Below are 16,052 nucleotides of genomic sequence, written 5' to 3'. Positions count from 1 at the left end.
CTCAGTACTGGAACTGCCCGAGCTGGCCCTTGAGCTCGCTGGCCATGCCCGCCAGCGACGTCGCCGACTGCAGGGTGTCCTGCGCACCGGTCTGCGTCGTCTCGGCGGCGCGGGCGACCTCGCTGACGTCGGTGGCGATGCCGTTGGCCCCGGCGGCCGCCTCGGTCACGCTGCGGGCGATCTCGTTCGTCGTCGCGGTCTGCTCCTCGACGGCCGACGCGATCGTCGTCGAGATCTCGTTGATGCGGTCGATGATCTCGCCGATCTCGCCGATGGCGTCCACGGCCCCGCGAGTGTCGGACTGGATGGCCTCGATCTTCTGGCCGATGTCCTCCGTCGCGCGGGCGGTCTCCTTGGCCAGCTCCTTGACCTCGTTGGCGACCACCGCGAAGCCCTTGCCCGCCTCGCCGGCCCGCGCGGCCTCGATGGTCGCGTTGAGCGCGAGCAGGTTCGTCTGCTGCGCGATCGAGGTGATGACCTTGATGACCTTGCCGATCTCGGCGCTGGACTCGCCGAGGCTGGCGACCGTCCCCTTGGCGCCGCCGGCGACCCCGACGGCGGTCGTCGCGACGGCCGCGGCCTCCGACGCGTTCTTCGCGATCTCGCGGATGCTGGCCGTCATCTCCTCGGCCGCGGTCGCGACCGTCTGGATGCTGACCGACACCTGGTCGGCCCCGGCCGCCACGGTGCCCGCGCGGTGCGAGGTCGACGTCGCGCCGTGACCCATGTCCTCCGACAGGCCGGTGAGCTCCTGGGCCGCGGAGGCGAGCGCGTCGGCGGTGTTGCCGATCTCGCCCATGCTGGCGCGCAGCTTCTGCAGCAGGTCCTGCAACCCGTTGCCGAGCCGTCCGATGGCGTCGTCGCCGCGCACCGGGATGTCCCGGGTGAGGTCGCCGGCGACGGCGGCGTCGACGGCGGCGAGCACGAGGTCGACCTTCGTCCGCAGGTCCTCGGCCGCGGCGCGCGTCTCGTCCTCGCGCTGCAGCCGCTCCAGCGCCTGCGACACCATGCGACCGACGTTGCGCAGCGTCTCGAGTCGCTGCGCCGACAGCGTCAGGGTGTCGGTGGTGAAGAAGTCCATCGTGCCGACGACCGAACCCGCGATCATGACCGGGAAGCACACGCCGGACTTGACGCCGACCTTCTGCGCGACGGGCGCGCGGACGCAGTCGGTCATCTCGCCGATGTCGGCGGTGAAGAACAGGTCGCGGGTCCGCCACGCGCGGCCCGACAGCCCGACGCCCTCGCGGAACGAGGCCGCGCGGGTGACGGCGCGGAACTCGGGGCCGGCGTCGCCCGACTCGAGCGAGAACTTCAGCGCGGCCTCGGCGGGGTCGACGGCCCAGTAGGACCCGTACGCCCAGCCGAACCGCTCGCGGACGGTGTCCAGGGCGAGACGGGTCGCCTCCTCGGCCGACTCGGCCGCGGTGAGGGCCTGCAGCAGGTCGTTGACCGCGGTCGTGTCGACCCGCAGTTCGTCCTGCGCGCGCTCGGCGGCGAGCTTGGCGGTGACGTTCTCCCAGGACGCGGTGGCGCCGCAGTACGCACCGTCCTCGTCGAAGATCGGCGTGACGGCGAGGTCCAGCTGCTCGGGGCCGACCTGGATCACCCGGTTGCGCGGCAGGTTGCGCTCGGACGACAGGATCTCGCGCTGGTGGGCGGGGTTCGCGTGGAAGACGTCGATGTTCGCGCCGAGGATCTCGTCCGCCGGGATCGGCAGGTACTGCTCGAGGTGACGCAGGCCTTCCAGCGACGCCTTGTTGACGTAGCGGATCACGAGGTCGCGGTCGCAGATCATCACCCGGATGGGCAGGTCGTCGAGCGTCGAGCTCATCGCGGCGAGCTCCCGTCCGGCGGACGCGGCGGGCGGTGCGGTCGGCACCCGCGACGCGGTGCTGCGGCGACGCGGCGTCACCGCGTGCGCGGTGTCGCGGCCGTTCTGGCTGGGCACGGTCTGGGTCACGGGTTCTCTCCTGGGGTGGGGCGGGCGGTGATCGGGGTCGGGTCCGCGCCGAGGTCGGTGGTGACATCGGCGGCTGTGTCGGCGTCGAGCAGCAGCAGGATCGCGTCGGGCAGCGGCACCACTCCCCGGACGGTGGCGCGCACGAGCGGTGGGACGGTCGACGGCACCGCCTCGACGCCGGCGCCACCGGTGTCGATGACGTCGCCGATGTCGTCGACGAGCAGGCTGACGATCTCGCCGCGGCTGCGGACGACGACGTTCATCGGCAGCCGGTCCGGGTCGCGCGGGGCGAGGCCGAGGCGGGCGCGCAGGTCGATGGCGGTGACGATCTGGCCCCGCAGGTTGATGAGCCCGGCCACGGCGGCCGGCGCCCCGGGCGCCGCGCTCATCTCCTGGTAGCGCAGCACCTCCTGCACCTGCTCGACCCCGACGCCGAAGTGGACCCCGCCGACCCAGAAGGTGCAGTGCTGCGCGGCGAGGGCGGGCGCGACGTCGACGGCGGTCACGCCGGCGCTCCCATGCGGGTCAGGGCGTCGACGTCGACGATGTCGGTGACCCGGTCCTGCACGACGAGCGAGCCGAGCACGCCCGGGCGCACGCCGACGGGGTGCGGCGTGCCGGTGGTCTCGACGACGTCGACGACGCGGTCGGCGACGACGCCCACCCGGTCGGCCCCGTGGCCGTGGACGATCACCGACAGCGTCTCCGGGTCGTCCGGCGGGCAGGGCACGCCGATGGCGTCGGCGAGGCGGACGAGAGGCAGGATGCCGTCGCGGTACTGCACGACCTCGGCGAGACCGGAGCGTTCGACGGCCTCGCGCGGCAGCTCCTCCAGTCGCGACACGGCGTCCAGCGGCAGGGCGGCGCGGCGGCCACCGCCCACGTCGAGCACGAGCATGGTGCGTCGCTCGGCGTCGTCACCGCGCGGCTCGGTGGCCGCCGGCGGGTGCGCGGCGAGCCCGGCGGCGCGGGCGAGCCCGCCGACGTCGAGGATCAGGGCCACCCGTCCGTCGCCCATGATGGTCGCGCCGGCGTAGGCGTCCAAGGCCTTCAGCTGGCGGCCCAGGGGTTTGACGACGATCTCCTGGGTGTCGTGCACCTCGCTGACGAGCAGTCCGAAGCGCACCTCGTCGGCCTGCACGACGACCACGGACAGGTCGCTGTCGACGGCGGGCAGGTCGAGCGCACCGGCGAGCGACACCAGCGGCAGCAGCATGCCGCGCAGCCGCAGCACGGGAGCGCCCACCAGCGTCTCGACACCGTGTTCGACATCGCGCTTGTCGAGCCGTACGAGCTCGACGAGGTTGGTCTGCGGGATCGCGTACCGCTCGCCGCCCTCGCCCACGATCAGCGCAGGCACGATCGCGAGCGTCAGCGGGATGCGCACCCGCACCGTCGTGCCGCACCCGTTGGGCGAGGCCAGGTCGACGGTGCCGCCGATGCGTTCGATGTTCGTGCGGACGACGTCCATGCCGACGCCGCGGCCGGACACGTTGCTCACGGTCGCCGCGGTGGAGAACCCGGGACGGAAGATCAACTCGACGAGTTCGCGGTCGGTGGCCCGCGCGACGGCGTCCTGCGTGATGACGCCGCGCTGCACGGCGATGCGGCCGATGAGCGCGGGGTCGAGGCCCTTGCCGTCGTCGCCGATCTCGACGACGACCTGCCCGCTCTCGTGGTAGGCGCGCAGCGTGAGGATGCCTTCGGCGGACTTGCCCTTGGCGACGCGCACGTCGGGCGGTTCGATGCCGTGGTCGACGGCGTTGCGGACCAGGTGCGTGAGCGGGTCCTTCACGGCCTCGAGCAGCGAGCGGTCGAGCTCGGTCTCCTGCCCCACCATCTCGAGCCGCACCTGGCGGCCGAGCTGGGCGGCGAGGTCGCGCACGACGCGCGGGAACTTCGCCCACAGCTGGCCGATCGGCTGCATGCGCGTCTTCATCACGCTGTCCTGCAGCTCGCCGGCGACCAGGTTCAGCCGTTGCGTCGCCCGCGCCAGGTCCGGATCGGCCCGCACGTCCGACTGCTGCAGGATCTGGTTGCGCGCCAGCACCAGCTCGCCCACCAGCCGCATCATCGTGTCCAGCAGCTCGACGTCGACGCGGACGGTCGTGTCCTGCACGCCCCGCCGCCGGTCGCCCGTGCGGCGATCGCCGTCGGCCGCGGCCCAGGCCTGCTCCGCGGCAACGCCCTCGACCTCCGGCAGCACCACCGGCAGCACCACCGGCAGCTCAGCATCGGCGAGCGGCTCGATCGCCTGTGGCGCAGGGGGTGTCACCGCCGCAGCCACGTCCGGCACCGTCCCGCCCGGCACCGTCCCGTCCGGCACCGTTCCGTCCGGCACCGTCCCGTCCAGCACCGCGGTGATGGCGGCGACGGCGGACGGGACGTCGACGACCGCCGCGCCGGGCACGTCCTCGTCGCGACCGGTGCGCTCGATCAGCTCGAGCAGCCCGCGCACGGCGTCGACCATGCGCAGCAGCACCTCCGCGGTCGCCGGCGTCATCGTCATGTCGCCGTCGCGCAGACGCGACAGCAGGTTCTCGCCGACGTGCGTGAGCGACTCGAGCCGGCCGAAGGCCAGGAACCCGCTCGCGCCCTTGATCGTGTGGATGGTGCGGAAGATGCTCGACAGCAGCTCGCGCGACCCGGGCTCCTGCTCGAGCTGCACGAGATCGCGGTCGAGCTGGTCGAGGTTCTCGTGGCTCTCGACCAGGAACTCCGCGACGATCTCGTCGTCCTCGATGCTCGTGGTGGTCACGCTGTCTCCTGTGCGTCGACGATGTGCCGCCTTCTTCGGCACGCGTGGCGGCCGCCTGAGCGAAGTGCGTCGAGACGCGTCCGGACGTACGCCGTACGTACAGCGGCGACGCGCGCCGGACGGGACGGCGTTGCGTCAACGCTGGCTCAACGCTCGCCCGATCGCTTTACAGCCGCGCGCGGCGGACGGGACAGTGCGGTCATATCGAGCGAAGGAGAGAGCATGACCACGACCGACCTCGACGGACGCGTCGCCCTCGTCACCGGCGGCGCCCAGGGCCTCGGCGAGGCCACGGCGCAGGCCCTGGCCGCAGCGGGTGCACGGGTCGCGATCGGTGACCTGCAGACCGACAAGGGCGAGAAGGTCGCGGCGTCCCTCGGCGACGGGCACACCTTCGTCGAGCTCGACATCACCAGCGACGCGTCGTGGGAGAACGCCGTCGCCCGGGTGACCGAGCGGCTCGGCGGCCTCGACCTGGTCGTGAACAACGCGGGCGTCGAGATCACCGACCTGCTCGTCGACCTCGACGCCGACAAGGCGAAGCGCATGGTCGAGATCAACGTCGTGGGCACCGCGCTCGGTATCAAGCACGCGTTCCGCGCGATGCGTCCGGACGGCCCGGCCGGCAAGGGCGGCGTCGTCGTCAACATCGCGTCGGTGGCCGCGACCATCGCGTTCCCGTCGATCGCGCTGTACTCGGCCACGAAGTCGGCCGTCGACCGCCTCACCCGTGTGGCGGCGATGGAGAGCGGCAAGCTCGGCTACGGAGTCCGCGTCAACTGCGTCTACCCCGGTCTCGTGGGCAACGCGATGGGAATCGGTCTGGCGAACGACGTCACGCGCCTCGGCCTGTTCCCCTCGGTCGAGGCCGCGGTCGGCGCCGTCGTCGAGATGACCCCGTCCGGACGGTTGGCCGAACAGGAGGACATCGCCGACGCCGTCGTGTTCCTCGCCTCCGACCGCGCGAAGTTCGTCAACGGCGCGGGCCTGCCCGTCGACGGCGGCATGGGTATGTGAGCGTGTCGCTCGCGTTCTACCTCGACAAGGGGGCGTCGCTCGACGGCGACGCCCCCTGCCTCACCCTCGACGGACGCTCGCTGAGCTACGACGACGTCGTCGGCCTGTCCCATGCGGTGGCCCGCGCGCTGCGCCGCTCGGGGGCCGCCCCCGGCGACAAGGTCGGCATCCTGTCGGCGAACGACCCGACGGCGTTCGCGTGCGTGTTCGGCATCTCGCGCGCGGGGGCGGTGTGGTGCCCGATCAACCCGCGCAACGCGGCGGCCGAGAACGCCGAACTGCTCGACCTGTTCGACTGCACGGTGCTGATCTTCCAACCCTCCTTCGACGCGCTGGTGCGCGAGATCGTCCCGCGGCTGCCGAAGCTCAGGACGCTGGTGCGGCTCGGCGACGCGGACGGGCCCGCGGTCGGCTTCGACGACTGGCTGGCGGCCGCCGCCGGCGACCCGTCCGCCGAGGCCGAACCGCCGGACGACGTCGTCGCCGTGGTCGGCACCGGCGGCACCACCGGGCGTCCCAAGGGCGTCATGCTCACCGGGCGCAACCTCGAGACGATGTCGGCGATCGTGCTCATGCAGTACCCGTTCGACGGGCCGCCGACGTACCTCGCCCTCGCACCGCTGACCCACGCCGCCGGCGTACTGTGCTTCCCGGTGCTGGCGCTCGGCGGCGAGGTCGTCGTCATGGCGAAGCCCGACGTCGCGCACTTCCTCGAGCTCGTCGAGCGGCACGGTGTCACGCACACGTTCCTGCCGCCCACGCTGATCTACATGGTCCTCGCCGACCCCACCCTCGACGCCACGGACCTCTCGTCGCTGCAGTGCTTCTGGTACGGCGCCGCGCCCATCTCCCCCGACCGCCTCGCCGAGGCCCTCGAGCGCATCGGGCCGATGGCGCAGCTGTTCGGACAGTCCGAGGCGCCGATGATGATCTCGACGCTGTCACCCTCCGAGCACCGGCGGCCCGACGGCAGCGTCGCCACCGAGCGGCTGCGCTCGGCAGGCCGTCCGACGCCGCTCGTGACGGTCGCGATCCTCGGCGAGGACGGCCGTCCGGTGCCCCGCGGCGAGCGTGGCGAGATCTGCGTGCGCGGGCCGCTGGTGATGGCCGGCTACTACCGCAACCCCGAGGCGACCGCCGAGGCGTCCGCGGGCGGGTGGCACCACACCGGCGACATCGGCTATCTCGACGGCGAGAACTTCCTGTTCATCGTCGACCGCGCCAAGGACATGATCATCAGCGGCGGGTTCAACGTGTACTCCGCCGAGGTGGAGCAGGCGCTCATGGCGCATCCCGCCGTCCGCGACTGCGCCGTCGTCGGTCTGCCCGACGAGAAGTGGGGCGAGCGCGTCACCGCCGTCGTCACCACGTCCGCCGAGGTCACTGCCGGCGAGCTCGTCGCGTTCGTGAAGGAACGCATCGGCAGCGTCAAGGCACCCAAGCAGATCGAGTTCTGGGACGACCTGCCCCGCTCGACGGTCGGCAAGATCCTCAAGCCCGACATCCGGGCGTCGCTCACCTCGCCGTGAGCGGCGCACGGGCCCGGGGTACCGATCGGGCATGACCGACGCCGGTGCGCTTCCGGCCGTCCGCGTGCACGTGGGCGGCGCCGATTTCTACCTGCTCGCCGAGGACGGGCCGGCCGACGGTCTCGCGGCGCGCATCGAGGCGCTGCGTTCGAGCTCCGGTGGTGCGTTGCGGTTGCGTCCGCGGACGGCTCCGGACGACGCGCCGTGGGCCGCCCACACCGACCGCGGCGAAGCGCCGGACGCGCTCTCGGGTGACGAGGACCCGGGGACGTCGTGGCGCGACGTGCCGGGCGCCGACATCGCCGAGGTCGAGACCGTCCGGCTGCACGGACCGACCGCGCTCTGGCACTGGGCCATCGACGAACAGCCGCCGCCCATCCGCTCCTGAGGCCGGCTAGGGCCTGCGGGCGATCAGCACCGCGACGTCGTCCTCCGCCGACTCGTCGCCGAGGGCGGCGTCGAGCACCTGCGTGCAGACCGTCTCCGGGTCGCCCGCCGTGAACGCCGACAGCGCCCGTGCGATCGAGGCGCCGTAGGGGTCGTCGCCGACCCTGGACACCCGCCGCTCGGCGAGGCCGTCGGTGAACAGGCACAGCGCCGACCGTTCCGGCACGCGGACGGGCGTGGCCCGCCGGGGGGTGCGCGAGCGGACGGCCAGCGGTGGGTCGGGCGGCAGGCCCACCTGGTGGGCGGGCCCGTCCGGACCGGTCATGAACGGTGGCGGGTGTCCCGCCGAGCTGAAGACGAACTCGCCGAAGGGCGCGGTCGTCACCCCGAACAGCACGGTCGCGAACGACCCGGGCTCGAAGTGCGAGATCTTGCGGTCGAGCCGGTGCAGCACCTCGGCCGGGTCGTCGTAGTCGAGCGCGTAGGCCCGCAGGGCGCTGCGCAACCGGCCCATCACCACGGCGGCAGCGAGCCCGTGGCCGACGACGTCACCCATGACGAGCCCGACGCGTCCGTCCGGCAGCTCGAAGACGTCGTACCAGTCGCCGCCGAAATCGCCGTCGGCCGGGATGTAACGCCCGGCGAACTCCAGCCCGTCGACCTGCGGCAGCACCGAGGGCAGCAGACTGCGCTGCAGCACCAGCGCGGCCGTGTGCTCCTCGGTGGTGCGTTCGTCGCGGACGGCGCCGGCGAGCCGACCGGCGGCGCGCTGCAGCAGCTGGACGTCCTCGGCTGTGAACGCGCGGGGCGTGAGCGACCCGACGTGCACCACCCCGAGCAGTCGCCCCTCGAGCAGCAGCGGCACACCGACCAGGGAGGTCACGCCGCGCTGCAACAACATCGGGTTGACGACGTTCTCGGGCGATACGCGCGACAGCACGAGCGGTTCGCGGGTGCGCGCAATGGTGCCGGCGAACCCCTGCCCGACCCGGATACGCATCGAGGCGCGGCCCCGCACTCCCAGACCCGACCACGCGGCGGGCACCAGGGCCGAGCGCGAGTCGTCGAGCACCAGCAGCACGGCGGTGTCGGCCGACAGCAGCGCTCGCACCTCGGCCAGCAGAGCGTCCAGCCCGGTCCCTGCCTCGACGGCAGGCCCGGGAGCGGCGCCGGCGGCAGGAAGGGTCACGACCCGACCGTAGTCAGCTCTCGCGAGTCGGACGACACGACGGACGCGCCGGGGCCGCACCGCTCGCCCGCACCCGTCAACACAACCGCCCCGCTCGTCGCGACCGGGGGAAATCGCGACGAGCGGGGCGGTGATGCGTGAGGCAGGCCGCGGCGGGTATCTCCGTTGTTCCCCCGATCAACGGGTTCGCGCGGACGCGGACGTCGGAACGCCCGTGGCCGGTGCTGTCGATGGAGCGTGATACCAGCACCGAACTGCCTAACGCGAATCTAACATACCGATTCCGAGGGTCGCAAGTCCCGGAAACGAGAACACCCTCCGAGCTGTGCTCGGAGGGTGTACGTGCGTAGCCCCGACCGGATTCGAACCGGCGCTACCGCCTTGAGAGGGCGGCGTCCTGGGCCACTAGACGACGGGGCCCCAGAAACTTCCGTACTGCGCTGGGGTACCAGGACTCGAACCTAGACTAGCTGAACCAGAATCAGCCGGGCTGCCAATTACCCCATACCCCAAGGGTGTCGGCCCGTTCCCGGGCCGACGTCAGACTCTACCGGACGGTCGCGACCCGGACCAAAACCGGGTCGCGTCACAGCACCGGTCAGAGGAACCGGCTGATGATCTCCTTCATGATCTCGTTCGTTCCGCCGTAGATCTTCTGGATGCGCGAGTCGGTGAACATGCGCGAGATCGGGTACTCCTCCATGTAGCCGTAGCCACCGAAGAACTGCAGGCACTCGTCGGCGACGTCGCACTGCATCTGCGTCGTCCACCACTTGGCCATCGAAGCAGTGGGAATGTCCAACTCACCCGCGATGTGTTTGGTGATGCAGTCGTCGATGAAGACCCGCGCGATCTTCGCCGTGGTCGCCATCTCGGCGAGCTTGAACTTGGTGTTCTGGAAGTTGAACACCGGACGGCCGAACGCCTCGCGCTCCTTCGTGTACCTGATCGTGTGCTCGAGGGCGACCTCGATGGCGGCCACGGCGGCGACGGCGATCGCGAGCCGTTCCTGGGGCAGCTGCTGCATCAACTGGACGAAGCCCTGGCCCTCCTCGGACCCGAGCAGGTTCGCGGTCGGCACGCGGACGTTGTCGAAGAACAGCTCGGCGGTGTCCTGCCCGTGCTGGCCGATCTTGCGCAGCGTGCGGCCACGGCTGAAGCCCTCGAGACCGTCCGTCTCGACGGCGATCAGCGAGATGCCCTTCGCGCGGTCGTCGGGGTCGGTCTTGGCGACGACGAGGATCAGGTTGGCCTGCGAGCCGTTCGTGATGAACGTCTTCGCGCCGTCGATGACGTAGTCGTCACCGTCCCGGATGGCCTTGGTCTTGATGCTCTGCAGGTCCGAACCGGTGCCGGGCTCGGTCATGGCCACCGCACCGACCAGTTCACCGGACGCCAGCCGGGGCAGCAGCGAGCGCTTCTGCTCCTCGGTGCCGTAGTGCAGCACGTACGGCGCCACGATCGTGCTGTGCACCGAGGTGCCGAGGCTGGGCGCGAGCGCGCGGGTCTGCTCCTCCATGAGCACCGCCTCGTGGGCGAAGCTGCCGCCCCCGCCGCCGTACTCCTCCGGGATGGACGGGCACAGCAGCCCCAGCGCGCCCGCCTTGTTCCAGATCTCCCGGTCGACGTGCTGCTGCTGGCCCCACCGCTCCTCGTGCGGTGCGCACTCCTTGACCAGGAACGAGTGCGCCAGCTCGCGGAAGGCCTCGATGTCGTCGTCGGACCAGGTCGGACGGGGGTTGCTCATGCCGGGTGCCTCTCGTCGCGGACGGTGACGTCAGGACTGTGACAGTACTACCGTCACAGTCGCGCGAGCGAGAGGCGGATCACACTGCCGCCGACCCGATCAGGCGGCGACGGCTGCGACCGTCGGGCGCAGGAACGGCACGATCTCGGCCAGCAGGGCCCCCGGATCGTCGAGCTGCGGGCAGTGCCCGCACTGCGGCAGCACGACCATCGCGTGCCGCCCGTCCCACCGCCGCAGCGAGCGGACGGGGGTGAGCAGGTCGCGTCCGCCGAAGACGACGAGGGTCGGCGTGTCACCGGCGGCGACGAGCTCCCCCAACCGGGCCGTCGCCAGCTCGGCCACCAGCTGCCGTCCGATGGGGACGATGTCGGCCAGGCTGCCGCGGCGCGCGTAGGGCGCGCAGAAACCCTGCCGGGTGAGCGGGTCGACCATGCGGAAGTCGGCGGCCGCGATCGCGGCGTAGAACAGGCCCAGGCCGGCCTGGGCCGCGCGGCACGGCAGCAGGCGCGCCCCGAGCTCGGCCGGCCGCGACATCGCCAGCCGCCAGGCCCGCGGCACCCGCCGCACGCCCGGCATGTCGATGAGGACGGTGCGCTCGACGCGCTCGGGACACCGGGCGGCCAGGACGGTCGCCACCGCCGCGCCCATGGAGTTGCCGACGAGCGACACCGGGCCGGCGACCCCTTCGGCGTCGAGGACCTCGAGCACGACGTCCGCGTAACCCTCGAGCAGCGGGGCACGCCACCGGCGTCCGCTGAGCCCGAAGCCGGGCAGGTCGATCGCGATGACACGGTGGTCGACCGCGAGACGCGGCACCACGCGGTGCCAGGTGTGCAGGTTGTCGGCGAAGCCGTGCAGCAGCACGACGGTGCCGGGACCGTCGCCGGTCACGGTGTGGTGCACGCCCGCGACGCCGCCGCGCGATGTGCGCTGCTTCACATTCGTCACACCACGGAAGTACCCGTGACGTGGCGTCTTTACACCTGGCTCCTACGTCGAGGCACGCAGCCGGGCGAGCGACCGCTCCCGTCCGAGCAGCTCCATCGACTCGAACAGCGGCGGCGACACCGTGCTGCCGGTGACCGCGACGCGCACCGGGCCGAACGCGTTGCGCGGCTTGAGGCCGAGGCCGTCGACGAGCGCCTCGCGCAGTGCCTGCTCGATCGCCGCCGTGGTCCAGTCGGACAGCGCCTCGAGCGCGGGCACCGCGGCCGCGAGCACCGGCGCGCCCTTCTCCCCCAGCTGCTTGGCCGCGGACGCCTCGTCGACGACGAAATCGGCCTCGTCGACGACGAGGAACCGCAGCATGTCGACGCCCTGGTTCAGCGTCTGGGTGCGCTCCTGCACGAGCGGGGCGGCCGCCGCGACGACGGCCGGATCGGCGCTGAGGCCCGCGCGCTCGCACTGCGCGGTCAACCGGTCGGCGAAATCGGCCGCGTCGAGCTCACGGATGTAGTGGCCGTTGAGCCAGTCGAGCTTGGTCAGGTCGAAGACCGGACCCACCGTGTTGACCTTCGACCACTCGAAGTTCGCGCTGAACTGCGCGAAATCGAAGATCTCGGAGTCGGACGGCGCCCCGTATCCCAGGAGGGCGAGGAAGTTGAGCAGCGCCTCGGGCAGGTACCCCTGCTCGAGGAACCAGGTCAGGCGCGCCGCCGGGTTCTTGCGCTTGGAGATCTTCGACTTGTCGGTGTTGCGCAGCAGCGGCATGTGCGCGAACGCCGGCTCCTCGAAGCCGAGCCAGCGGTACAGCAACAGGTGCTTCGGGGTGGACGAGATCCACTCCTCGCCGCGGACGACGTGCGTGATGCCCATCAGGTGGTCGTCGACGACGACGGCGAGGTGGTAGGTCGGGAACCCGTCGGCCTTGAGGATGACCTGGTCGTCCGGGCGCGGCGCGTTCACCTCGCCGCGGATGAGGTCGGTGAAGCGCATCGGCACGCCCGAGTCGGGGACGAGCATGCGCACGACCGGGGTCTCGGTGAACCCGCCGAGCTCGCGGCGCTCGTCCTCGGTCTTGCCGAGGCACAGCCGGTCGTAGCCGGTGGGCAGCTTCTTCGCCTGCTGCCGCTCGCGCATCTCGGCGAGCCGCTCCTTGCTGCACCAGCAGCGGTAGGCGTGGCCGGCCTCGATCAACTGCTCGACGAAGGGGGCGTAGGTGTCGAGCCGCTCCGACTGCCGGTAGGGCGCGTAGGGCCCGCCGATGTCGGGGCCCTCGTCCCACGTGAGGCCGAGCCAGTGCAGCGTGTCGTAGATCTGCTGCTCGCTGTCGGCCTGGAAGCGCGCGCGGTCGGTGTCCTCGACGCGCAGCAGGAACTGCCCGCCGTGACGACGCGCGAACCCCAGGTTGAACAGCGACATGTAGGCGGTGCCGACGTGGGGGTCGCCCGTCGGCGACGGGGCCACGCGGACGCGGGGGGTCATGCGTCACGCACCTGGTTGGTCAGGGTGCCGATGCCCTCGATCTCGACGCTGACGGTGTCGCCGGCGACGATCGGGCCGACACCGGCGGGCGTGCCCGTGAGCACGATGTCGCCCGGCAGCAGCGTCATCACCTCGGAGATGAACGCAATCTGCTCCGCCAGGTCGAAGATCATGTCGCTGGTGCGGCCGTCCTGCTTGATCTCGCCGTTGACGCGGGTGACGAGGCGCAGGTCGTGCGGTTCGAGCACCGTCTCGACCCAGGGACCGACCGGGCAGAACGAGTCGTAGCCCTTCGCCCGGGTGAACTGCACGTCGCTGCGCTGCTGGTCGCGGGCGGTCACGTCGTTGGCGCAGGCGTACCCGAACACGTGCCGCAGCGCGTCGTCGCGGGCGACGTTGCGGGCGGGCAGGCCGATGACGGCGGCGAGCTCGCCCTCGAAGTGCACCTCGTCCGAGGACGGCGGCAGCCGGATGGTGTCACCGTCACCGATCACCGACGTCGACGGCTTGAGGAAGATCAGCGGACTCTTCGGCGCCTCGCCGCCCATCTCCTTCGCGTGGTCGGCGTAGTTCTTGCCCAGCGCCACGACCTTGCTGGGCAGGAACGGCGAGAGCAGGCGGACGTCCGGGAAGGACCAGCGGTCGCCGGTGAAGCTCAGCGACCCGAACGGGTGGCCGTCGATGGCGGCGACGGTGAGGTCCTCGGGGCCGGCGTCGGCCGGGCCCTCGACGGTGCCCCACGCCACGGCGGACGGGGTCTGGGCGGAACCGGGATGCACGAAGCGGGCGATACGCACGTCCGCCAACGTTACCGGCGGCCGGCCGGCCCGGGATCTGCCCACCGGCGCGGTCACGGGTTCGGTCATAATCGAGGACGTGAGTTCCCCGCTGGCGCGCATCCCCGTCGTGAAGCGTCGTCAGCTCGCCGCCACACTGGCGCTGTTCGCGACGCTGTTCGTCGCCGTCGGTGCCGTGGCCCTGACCGGCGCCACCACTGTCGTGCTCAAGGTGTTCGTGGGCATCGCCTTCGCCGTCGCCGTGTTCCTGGCCTTCCTCGCGTGGGGCGTGGCCAACTCGATCCGCATCGACACGGCGGCGACCGACGAGGCGCGGCTCGACGACGCGATCGAGCGGGCCGTGCTGGCACGCGGCGAGTCGATGTGCGGTCCGGGCTGCGGGCACGACCACGACCCGTCCGAGATGACCATCACCGACGCGCCGTGCGACCAGGACGGCCACGGCGTCGCCTGCACGCACAGCTGCGAGACGTGCACCCTCTCGGCGCTGCGGCGGCCGACCGAGCGGTCGACCGAGCGGCCGTCGCCCGCGCCGCGCCGGCCTTCGCCGACTCCTCGCTGACACGACCGCGGCACGACGGTCACAACGTCGAAGTGGCGCCGAGCAGCCCGAAGCGGACGGCGTCGTGCAACGCGAGCCAGGACGCCTCGATGACGTTGCCGTGCACGCCGACCGTCGTCCACTCGCGCTCGCCGTCGCTGGTCTCGATGAGCACGCGGGTGACGGCGTCGGTGCCGTGCCGGCCGGGCATGAGGCGCACCTTGTAGTCGGTGAGCTCCATCTTGGCGAGCTGCGGGTAGGCCTGCTCGAGCGCCTTGCGCAGCGCCCGGTCGAGGGCGTTCACGGGCCCGTTGCCCTCCTCGGTCGAGATGACGCGGCTGCCGGCGGCGACGAGTTTGACCGTCGCCTCGCTGAGCAGACTGCCGTCGGAACGCCGGCTGATCATGACGCGGTACGACTCCACCTCGAACGGCGGCGTCGTCTCCCCCAGCTCGTCGCGCACGAGCAGCTCGAAGGACGCGTCCGCGGCCTCGTAGGACCACCCGTCCGCCTCGCGCCGCTTGACCTTCTCGACGACGCTGCCGACGACGTCCGGACGGTCGCTGACGTCGACGCCCAGCTCGGCCGACTTGAGCTCGACCGACGCGCGGCCGGCCATCTCGGTGACGAGGATGCGCTGACCGTTGCCGACCAGCGACGGGTCCATGTGGTTGTAGAGCTCCGGGTCGACCTTGATCGCCGACGCGTGCAGTCCCGCCTTGTGCGCGAACGCGGCGGCGCCCACGTAGGGCGCATGCGTGTCGGGCGCGAGGTTGGCGATCTCGGCGATGGCGTGCGAGACGCGCTGCAGCTCGGCGAGGCACCCGTCGGGAAGCACGTCGAGGCCCTGCTTCATCACCAGGTTGCCGATGACGCTGAAGATGTTGGCGTTGCCCGCGCGCTCGCCGTAGCCGTTGGCCGTTCCCTGTACGTGCGTCGCGCCGGCATCCACGGCGGCCAGGGTGTTGGCCACTGCGCAACCCGTGTCGTCCTGGGTGTGGATACCGAGCCGGATACCGGCGCGACGCCGCACGTCGGACACGATCGAGTGCGCGCCCATGGGGAGCATGCCGCCGTTCGTGTCGCAGAGGACCCCGACGTCGGCCCCGGCCGAGGCGGCGGCGTCGAGGACCCGGACCCCGTAGTCCGGGTCGTGCTTGTAGCCGTCGAAGAAGTGCTCGCAGTCGACGAAGACGCGGCGTCCTTCGGCGCGCAGGAAGGCGACGGTGTCGCGCACCATCGCCAGGTTCTCGTCCAGGGTGGTGCGCAGCGCCCGCTCGACGTGGCGGACGTCCGACTTGGCCACGAGCGTCACGACCGGCGCCTGCGAGTCGAGCAGCGCGCGCACCTGCGCGTCGTCCTCGACCTTCACGCCCGCCTTGCGGGTGGCCCCGAACGCGACGAGCACCGCGTGCCGCATCGTCAGCTCACCGGCGGCGGCGCGGGCGAAGAACTCGGTGTCCTTCGGCATCGCGCCGGGCCACCCGCCCTCGACGAATCCGACGCCGACCTGGTCCAGCAGCCGGGCCACCGCCAGCTTGTCGGCGACGGAGTAGCTGATGCCCTCACGCTGGGCACCGTCGCGCAGCGTGGTGTCGAAGACGTGGAACTCGTCGGTCTGCATGGTCCGTCCCTGGGTCCGTCCGGTCGTGCGGCGTCGTGCGGCGTCGTGCGGCAAACAAAAAACCCCCTGCCGGTGG

13 protein-coding genes and 2 tRNA genes are annotated in these 16,052 nt (G+C 71.7%); 4 read left to right on the top strand and 11 right to left on the bottom strand.

Features of this window, described 5'->3' with window-relative positions; all coding sequences use genetic code 11:
* Window position 1: 1 nt before the first annotated feature.
* From ACYVP9_RS13060 to ACYVP9_RS13050, 3 genes are read right to left on the bottom strand one after another with little or no spacing between them, the layout of a single operon-like run.
* Window positions 2-1,963 carry a methyl-accepting chemotaxis protein gene (locus ACYVP9_RS13060; protein WP_460605306.1) on the bottom strand — a complete coding sequence of 654 codons (1,962 nt, stop codon included), beginning with the start codon at window positions 1,961-1,963 and terminating at the stop codon, window positions 2-4.
* A complete protein-coding gene (locus tag ACYVP9_RS13055) occupies window positions 1,960-2,469 on the bottom strand; it encodes a chemotaxis protein CheW (RefSeq protein WP_460605305.1) in 510 nt (169 codons plus the stop codon). Before ACYVP9_RS13055 ends, ACYVP9_RS13060 begins: the two co-directional genes overlap by 4 nt.
* The gene (locus tag ACYVP9_RS13050) at window positions 2,466-4,721 is read right to left on the bottom strand and encodes a chemotaxis protein CheA (protein WP_460605304.1); all 2,256 of its coding nucleotides are present in this window, start codon (window positions 4,719-4,721) and stop codon (window positions 2,466-2,468) included. The genes ACYVP9_RS13055 and ACYVP9_RS13050 overlap by 4 nt, the downstream gene beginning before the upstream one ends.
* A 222-nt stretch (window positions 4,722-4,943) precedes the next feature.
* Between ACYVP9_RS13050 and ACYVP9_RS13045 the strand changes: the two genes are divergently transcribed.
* The 3 genes from ACYVP9_RS13045 to ACYVP9_RS13035 are packed head-to-tail and all read left to right on the top strand — an operon-like array spanning window position 4,944 to window position 7,655.
* The gene (locus ACYVP9_RS13045) at window positions 4,944-5,738 is read left to right on the top strand and encodes an SDR family NAD(P)-dependent oxidoreductase (protein WP_460605303.1); all 795 of its coding nucleotides are present in this window, start codon (window positions 4,944-4,946) and stop codon (window positions 5,736-5,738) included.
* Between the two features lie 2 nt (window positions 5,739-5,740).
* Window positions 5,741-7,267: an acyl-CoA synthetase gene (locus ACYVP9_RS13040; RefSeq protein ID WP_460605529.1), complete on the top strand. Its 1,527-nt coding sequence runs from the start codon at window positions 5,741-5,743 to the stop codon at window positions 7,265-7,267.
* Window positions 7,268-7,298: 31 nt separating this feature from the next.
* Window positions 7,299-7,655, top strand: coding sequence for a hypothetical protein (locus ACYVP9_RS13035; protein WP_460605302.1), 357 nt, complete (start codon window positions 7,299-7,301; stop codon window positions 7,653-7,655).
* Between the two features lie 6 nt (window positions 7,656-7,661).
* On the opposite strand, the gene ACYVP9_RS13030 is transcribed toward ACYVP9_RS13035, so the two are convergent.
* The 7 genes from ACYVP9_RS13030 to ACYVP9_RS13000 all read right to left on the bottom strand — a co-directional run bounded on the left by ACYVP9_RS13030 (window position 7,662) and on the right by ACYVP9_RS13000 (window position 13,811).
* Window positions 7,662-8,843 carry a PP2C family protein-serine/threonine phosphatase gene (locus ACYVP9_RS13030; RefSeq protein WP_460605300.1) on the bottom strand — a complete coding sequence of 394 codons (1,182 nt, stop codon included), beginning with the start codon at window positions 8,841-8,843 and terminating at the stop codon, window positions 7,662-7,664.
* Window positions 8,844-9,190: 347 nt separating this feature from the next.
* Window positions 9,191-9,263: transfer RNA gene (locus ACYVP9_RS13025), tRNA-Glu, on the bottom strand.
* Window positions 9,264-9,283: 20 nt separating this feature from the next.
* Window positions 9,284-9,355, bottom strand: a tRNA-Gln gene (locus ACYVP9_RS13020).
* An 86-nt stretch (window positions 9,356-9,441) separates the two neighbouring features.
* A complete protein-coding gene (locus tag ACYVP9_RS13015; protein ID WP_460605299.1) occupies window positions 9,442-10,590 on the bottom strand; it encodes an acyl-CoA dehydrogenase family protein in 1,149 nt (382 codons plus the stop codon).
* Window positions 10,591-10,689: 99 nt separating this feature from the next.
* Entirely contained in the window at window positions 10,690-11,529 is an 840-nt protein-coding gene (locus ACYVP9_RS13010) for an alpha/beta fold hydrolase (protein ID WP_460605298.1), read from the bottom strand.
* A 51-nt stretch (window positions 11,530-11,580) separates the two neighbouring features.
* Complete coding sequence (gene gltX / locus ACYVP9_RS13005) at window positions 11,581-13,014, bottom strand: glutamate--tRNA ligase (RefSeq protein ID WP_460605297.1); 1,434 nt, start codon at window positions 13,012-13,014, stop codon at window positions 11,581-11,583.
* Window positions 13,011-13,811, bottom strand: a complete 801-nt coding sequence (locus ACYVP9_RS13000; RefSeq protein WP_460605296.1) for a fumarylacetoacetate hydrolase family protein — start codon at window positions 13,809-13,811, stop codon at window positions 13,011-13,013. Before ACYVP9_RS13000 ends, gltX begins: the two co-directional genes overlap by 4 nt.
* 79 nt (window positions 13,812-13,890) lie before the next feature.
* On the opposite strand from ACYVP9_RS13000, the gene ACYVP9_RS12995 reads away from it, so the two are divergent.
* Window positions 13,891-14,373: a hypothetical protein gene (locus ACYVP9_RS12995; RefSeq protein ID WP_460605295.1), complete on the top strand. Its 483-nt coding sequence runs from the start codon at window positions 13,891-13,893 to the stop codon at window positions 14,371-14,373.
* 19 nt (window positions 14,374-14,392) lie between these two features.
* Here ACYVP9_RS12995 and cimA read toward each other — a convergent pair whose 3' ends face one another.
* The gene (gene cimA / locus ACYVP9_RS12990; RefSeq protein WP_460605294.1) at window positions 14,393-15,976 is read right to left on the bottom strand and encodes a (R)-citramalate synthase; all 1,584 of its coding nucleotides are present in this window, start codon (window positions 15,974-15,976) and stop codon (window positions 14,393-14,395) included.
* Between the last annotated feature and the right edge of the window lie 76 nt (window positions 15,977-16,052).

The organism is Jatrophihabitans fulvus, from assembly GCF_054781375.1.
The sequence above is the reverse complement of the archived record's forward strand: the minus strand, read 5'-3'. Positions and strand labels throughout refer to the sequence as shown.

Coding starts and splice junctions, on each gene's coding strand:
- ACYVP9_RS13015 (WP_460605299.1), bottom strand. CDS start 10,590: ATGAGCAACCCCCGTCCGACCTGGTCCGACGACGACATCGAGGCCTTC.
- gltX (WP_460605297.1), bottom strand. CDS start 13,014: ATGACCCCCCGCGTCCGCGTGGCCCCGTCGCCGACGGGCGACCCCCAC.
- cimA (WP_460605294.1), bottom strand. CDS start 15,976: ATGCAGACCGACGAGTTCCACGTCTTCGACACCACGCTGCGCGACGGT.
- ACYVP9_RS13045 (WP_460605303.1), top strand. CDS start 4,944: ATGACCACGACCGACCTCGACGGACGCGTCGCCCTCGTCACCGGCGGC.
- ACYVP9_RS13035 (WP_460605302.1), top strand. CDS start 7,299: ATGACCGACGCCGGTGCGCTTCCGGCCGTCCGCGTGCACGTGGGCGGC.